Raw genomic sequence first — 5,579 nt, 5'->3', positions numbered from 1 at the left:
TATGCTCCAAATAACATGGGGGGGGGGGACCGCCGGCCACCACCCCCACACCCCCCCCCGCCCCCCGGGCGCCCCCCCCCGCCGGCCCCCCGGGTCGACGTTTGCGCTGCGCCCCAAGAGATCGACAGCCGCAGGCGGCCCGCGGTTGACCGGACCCCCGATTCGCGGGTGTCAGTTTCTGGAGACTGCTCGGCCTGGTGAGCAGGTGAATCAGGGGCTGTTCCCTGAGCAGCATCGAGGGAGATGGGAATGGCCCGTAATGCTGTGGCAGGCAAGCTGCTTGGCCAGGACTGAACGACCGGCTGAGCGGTCTCGGCTGCGGGCACGCCGCCACCCCGCTGTGCTTCACCCCTGCCTCTCCGCCCGCCGTTCGACGCCGTGGAGGCTGCGACGCCGGGTCGGGTCAACGTAGGCTCGGGGTTGTCCTAGCGGAGGGCGGCGGACACGAACAAGGACAACCCGCAGCGGCAGGTGCGGTTGAGCTTCCTGGGCTGATCGAGTCGATCGAGGTCGTCCTGGGTGTGGCCGCCATTTCTCCTTACGCTCCGGCGAAACGGGAGAAAGATGCGCGGTACCGCCATGGACGAGATCGAGCGGCCGTACGACTGCTGCGGAAAGCGCCTGCTCGGAGTGCGCCGGCTGTCGCGGGGCAAGGCCGCCACGACCTCGCCCGAGCGGCAGCGGGAGGACGTGCTGACGGCTGCCGCCGCCATCGGCGCGCACATCATCGACTGGGCGGACTTCATCTCGTAGACGGTGACGATGACCCGGCAGTGCGGAGCGTGCGCCTTGACCTCTCGCGCCGTCCTCAACGCCTCCTCGAACTTGGGGCGGACCCGCACCCGGGTGCTGATCTTCTCGCTGAAGTTCTTGTCCCTCGGGACGCCGTGCTTGCTGAGCGCGTCGAGCTGGGAGTCGAGTTCCTGCCCGAGCGTCGAGCACCGTGCGTACCCGATGCGGATGTCCGCGCTCGGCGGGTCCGGGTCGATCGGCGCCGGCGGCGGGGTTCCCGGCCGCCAAGGTCGGCCCGGTCCGCGGTCGGCGGGGGGCGGAACCGCAACGCCTTCTTCAGCCGGGGCACCATCGTGAAGCGGCGGGTGTGGTCGGCGGAGGCGACGGCGCCGCCGCGGGAGCGGCACGGCGAGCCGGGCTGCGCGTCACACTTCGGACAGGCGTGCTGTTCGACGTCGTCCGCGTCCGACCGGTCGGTCGGGGAAGGCTGTTGAGGGTCTGTCATGGCCCCCTGTTTTCGCACAATGCAAGTGTCAGAAGGGGGTCCGTCCCGCTTTTGAGTGAGGACGGGTTCTGAGAACGAATCCGGGGTCGGTGGAGGTCTGGCGGCCCGTTTCTGATCTTGCTCGCGCAAAGGACCGTTCATGAGAGGACGTGGCTTCGGCCGGCGAGCTTCGGCAACTGAGGTGCTTGGTGTTCAGCGAGGTGGCGTTACCAGGCCGATCTCGTAGGCGGTGATGACAAGCTGGACTCGGTCGCGAGCTTCGAGTTTGGTGAGTAGCCGCGCTACGTGTGCCTTTGCGGTGGCCACGCTGATGTAGAGCTGGGCGGCGATCTCGCTGTTGGACATGCCGCGTCCGACGAGGGTCAGTACCTCGCGTTCCCGCTCGGTGATGTTCCCGACCGGTCGTGGGTGCGGGGCTGGTTCGGGGCGGGCGGCGAACTCTGCGATCAGGCGGCGCGTGACGCTCGGGGCGATCAGGGCGTCTCCGGCGGCGACCACGCGGATCGCCCCGAGGATGTCGTCCAGTGCCATGTCCTTGACGAGGAATCCGCTCGCACCCGCTCGGAGCGCGCCGTAGATGTACTCGTCGTCGTCGAACGTGGTGAGGATAAGGACGCGCGTCGCTCCAGCCGCTGCTGTGATCCGCCCGGTGGCTTCGATGCCGTCCATGCCTGGCATGCGGATGTCCATCACCGCAACGTCGGGCTCCGTGTTCCGGACCAGCTGTACCGCTTCGGCGCCGGTTCCAGCCTCTCCCACGACATCGATGTCGGGGGCGTCGGTCATCAGAACGCGCAGACCGCTGCGGACCAGTGGCTGGTCATCGGCGAGCACGACGCGGACCGTCATGAGATGTGCACTCCTTCGGAGAGGGGGAGCCTGGCTGCCACGCGAAAGCCGCCCTCGGGGCGAGGCCCCGCGGTGAACTGGCCGCGTAGCAGGGTGACGCGTTCCCGCATTCCGGTGATGCCGTATCCGGTGCCGGAGGTGGAGCCGCCGCGGCCGTCGTCGGCGACCTCGATGGTCAGTTCACCGCCTTGGTAGCCGATGGTGACGCGGCAGTAGGGGATGTCCGCGTGGCGTACGACGTTGGTGAGGGCTTCCTGGACGATCCGGAAGGCGGCCAGGTCGATATCGGGGGGTAGGGGCCGTCGCTCTCCGAGCCATCGCACGTCGACATGGACGCCCGCGTCCTTCGTTGACGCGGTCAGCCGGTCGAGGTCGGCCAGCCCCGGGGCAGGCTCGCGCGGCGCGGCCTCCGCCCCGGGGCCCGGTTCGGTGCGGCGCAGTGCGCCCAGGGTGCGCCGCAGCCCGGCGAGGGTTTCCCTGCTGGTCTCTTCGATGGTGGTCAGCGCGTTGCGGGCCTCGTCCGGCTGTGTGTCGATGACCCGGCGGCCCACGCCTGCCTGGATGGCGATGACGCCGATGCTGTGCGCGATCATGTCGTGCAGCTCACGGGCGATCCGGAGCCGTTCGGTGGCGACGGCCTGGGCGGCGGTCTGCGAGCGCAGTGCCGCGGCGTGTTCTCGGCGTTCGCGAACCGAATGGCCGGTCATCCAGGCGGCGGCGAGCGCCAGGACGAGAACCAGGACCGTGCGGGCGAAGCCGTCCGCCCCGGTCCCGAGGCGTGCGGCAAAGCCGACCTGCACGCCGAGCGTCGTGAGGGCAGCGGTGACCGCGATGCGGCGAGGCCGGGTGGCCACGATGTATCCGATGGCGAGATCGTTTGCCAGAACCAGCAGATACACGACTTGCCAGAAGGGGGTTGTCGTCGCCGTGACGTACGTACCCAGGAGCATCAGGGCCAGGGCCGGCAGTGGGCGGCGGCGCAGCAGTCCGAGAGGCAGGACCGTGACCGCGGCCCCCGAGACGAAGGGCAAGCCGGGGGAGTCGAAAATTGTGCCGCGTGTCGCGAAGAACAGCGCGAACGGGTAGGCGATCGCCCCGCACCAGGCCAGAGCCGCCCGCGCGGCCGGCCGCAGGTGCCAGGACAGCAGGGGACGCGGCTTGGCGGACATGGGGCGATCGTAATCGCCTGACCAGTGGCGAAACATTGGCCCGTGGGCGTACGCCCACGGGATACCAGCCCTCCCGCGAGTGCAGCCGACGGGCCGATGCCGGACGGACGCTCTCTCCGGCACCGTTGGCCGGGTGATCGAAGTCAACGAACTGACCAAGCGATACGGCAAGGCCACTGCCGTCAACGGCCTGACTTTCACCGTGCGCCCCGGGCACGTCACCGGGTTCCTCGGTCCCAACGGTGCCGGCAAGAGCACCACGCTGCGCATGCTCCTCGGCCTGACCGAACCCACCAGCGGCACCGCCACTATCGACGGTCACCTGTTCCGGGACCACCCGCGCGGCCTGCGCCACGCCGGTGCCCTGCTCGACGCCCATGACGTCCACGGCGGTCGCAGCGCAGTGGCCTACCTGTCCGCCCTGGCCCGCAGCAACGGTATCCCGCGGCGCCGGGTGGACGAGGTCCTTGAGGAGGTAGGACTGGCTCCTGCGGCCCGGCGCCGCATCGGCGGGTTCTCCCTGGGCATGAAGCAGCGGCTCGGCATCGCCACGGCTCTGCTCGGCGACCCTCCGGTGCTGCTGTTCGACGAGCCGGTCAACGGCCTGGACCCGGAGGGCGTGCGGTGGGTACGCGGCCTGTTCAGGCGGCTGGCCGCCGAGGGGCGCACCGTGTTCGTCTCCAGCCACCTGATGAGCGAGATGCAGAACACCGCCGAGCACCTGATCGTCATCGGCCGGGGCGAGCTGATCGCCGACGAGAGCGTGACGGAGTTCGCGGCCCGCGGAACCCGCCAGAGCGTGACCGTGCGGACACCCGACCCCGCCGCGCTGACAGCTGTGCTCGAAGCCGAGGGCGCTTCGGTACAGCCCGATGGCGGGGGCGCAGAGGAGTGGCTCACCGTGACCGGCCTGAGCGCGGCCCGCATCGGGGAACTCGCCTCCCACCACCGCATCGTGCTTCTTGAGCTGGCCACCCGCACCTCCTCGCTGGAGGAGGCGTTCATGGAACTCACCGCCGACAGCGTCGAATACCTCGCAGGAGAATCCCGATGACCTCGACCACCACACAGCAGACGGGGGCCTCGACCGCCGTGCGCGCCGCCGAGCCCGGCGCCCGCTTCCGGGACCTCCTTGCCGCCGAGTGGATCAAGCTCTGGTCGCTGCGGTCTATTTCCTGGGCGTTCGGGATCAGCGCGCTGGTCATCATCGCCATCAACATCAGCGCGGCCGTCGCGGACTACAACAACTGGCCGACCTACAACGAAGGGATCCGGGCCCTCTTCGTTCCGATCTGGGCCATGCGGGACGCCTTCACCATCGGCGCCTGCATGGTCCTGATACTCGCCACCGGCAGCATCGGCGCCCTCACGGTCGTCGGCGAGTACAGCACCGGACAGATCCGCACGACTTTCGCGGCAGTACCGGCCCGCCGATCGGTCGTAGCGGCCAAGACGGCCGTCGTGACGGCAGTCATGCTCGTATACGGCACGGTCGTCGCGGGAACCTCGTTCGGCGTGACACAGGCCATCCTGTCCGGTCGGGGCATCGGCCTGTCCCTCGGCTACCCCGGAGCGCTCCGCGCCGTCGCGGCGTCCGCCCTGCTCGCTCCGGTGTGCGCGCTCGTCGGGATGGGACTCGGCGCCCTCATCCGGCACACCGCAGCCACCCTCGTGACGTTCACCGGAATCCTTCTGCTGCTGCCGTTCCTCCTCAACGACCGCCACCGCTGGTCATCCGCCATCCTTCACGCCCTGCCCCGCAGTGCGTGGGAACGACTGGTGCAGATGGGCGACCCCTTCGGATCGGCCCCCTACCCGGCGACCATCAGCGGATCGTGGATCGTGTACGCGGCCTGGCCCCTCGCCGCAGCAGTCGTCGCTGCGGTCGCCGTCCGTCGGCACGATCTGTGAGCCCGCAGGGCCTGGCTGCCAAAGACGTACACCGGGCCGTTGCAGCAGGCTCTTGGTCCGTACCCGAGGGGTGCCAGGCGGGAGTGCGACGGCTCCGCCCCGCGCTCAGGCTTCCGGCCTGGTCGTGCCACGCGGTGGTGAGATCGTCGTAGCCGGCCGCGGAGACCTCCAGATGACGGCACCGGACGCGAATCTGCCGGCGGGCGAGATCCTCATCGTCAACGAGACCTACGTCCGGCAGCAGCCGGTACTCGATCAGGAGGGCCGCCGATACCTTCCCGCGGCAAGCGGTGCGAAGACCTCGCAGTCCCGTCCCGTGCGCGTGATCACCCCCCCGTCGTACGCCTCGCACACGAAAGCGGTCATCAATGACGTCGACGCGGCGCCCGGCCCGTCGACCTCGCCCGCATGCT

The 5,579-nt window shown here is 69.7% G+C and carries 6 protein-coding genes and 2 pseudogenes; 4 read left to right on the top strand and 4 right to left on the bottom strand.

Annotated features, from left to right (window positions below; all coding sequences use genetic code 11):
- The first annotated feature begins 564 nt into the window (after nucleotides 1-564).
- The gene (locus ACWEV0_RS35615; RefSeq protein WP_453153954.1) at nucleotides 565-753 is read left to right on the top strand and encodes an integrase; all 189 of its coding nucleotides are present in this window, start codon (nucleotides 565-567) and stop codon (nucleotides 751-753) included.
- A 98-nt stretch (nucleotides 754-851) separates the two neighbouring features.
- On the opposite strand, the pseudogene ACWEV0_RS35610 reads toward ACWEV0_RS35615, so the two are convergent.
- The 4 genes and pseudogenes from ACWEV0_RS35610 to ACWEV0_RS35595 all read right to left on the bottom strand — a co-directional run.
- Nucleotides 852-1,139 (bottom strand): annotated as a pseudogene (locus ACWEV0_RS35610) (hypothetical protein); the annotation flags it as partial.
- A pseudogene (locus ACWEV0_RS35605) lies at nucleotides 1,127-1,237 on the bottom strand (zinc finger domain-containing protein); the annotation flags it as partial. The pseudogenes ACWEV0_RS35610 and ACWEV0_RS35605, both read right to left, overlap by 13 nt.
- 192 nt (nucleotides 1,238-1,429) lie before the next feature.
- Nucleotides 1,430-2,086, bottom strand: coding sequence for a response regulator (locus tag ACWEV0_RS35600; protein ID WP_453153953.1), 657 nt, complete (start codon nucleotides 2,084-2,086; stop codon nucleotides 1,430-1,432).
- Nucleotides 2,083-3,291, bottom strand: coding sequence for a sensor histidine kinase (locus tag ACWEV0_RS35595; RefSeq protein ID WP_453153952.1), 1,209 nt, complete (start codon nucleotides 3,289-3,291; stop codon nucleotides 2,083-2,085). The genes ACWEV0_RS35600 and ACWEV0_RS35595 overlap by 4 nt, the downstream gene beginning before the upstream one ends.
- 97 nt (nucleotides 3,292-3,388) lie before the next feature.
- Here ACWEV0_RS35595 and ACWEV0_RS35590 point away from each other — a divergent pair, with 97 nt between their 5' ends.
- From ACWEV0_RS35590 to ACWEV0_RS35580, 3 genes are all read left to right on the top strand, one after another.
- Nucleotides 3,389-4,309, top strand: coding sequence for an ABC transporter ATP-binding protein (locus tag ACWEV0_RS35590; protein ID WP_453153951.1), 921 nt, complete (start codon nucleotides 3,389-3,391; stop codon nucleotides 4,307-4,309).
- A complete protein-coding gene (locus ACWEV0_RS35585) occupies nucleotides 4,306-5,166 on the top strand; it encodes an ABC transporter permease (RefSeq protein ID WP_453153950.1) in 861 nt (286 codons plus the stop codon). The genes ACWEV0_RS35590 and ACWEV0_RS35585 overlap by 4 nt, the downstream gene beginning before the upstream one ends.
- Nucleotides 5,167-5,338: 172 nt before the next feature.
- Nucleotides 5,339-5,579 (top strand): hypothetical protein (locus tag ACWEV0_RS35580; RefSeq protein ID WP_453153949.1); only part of this gene is annotated, 241 nt, incomplete at its 3' end.

The organism is Streptomyces sp. NPDC003943 (assembly GCF_053605265.1).
The sequence above is the reverse complement of the archived record's forward strand: the minus strand, read 5'-3'. Positions and strand labels throughout refer to the sequence as shown.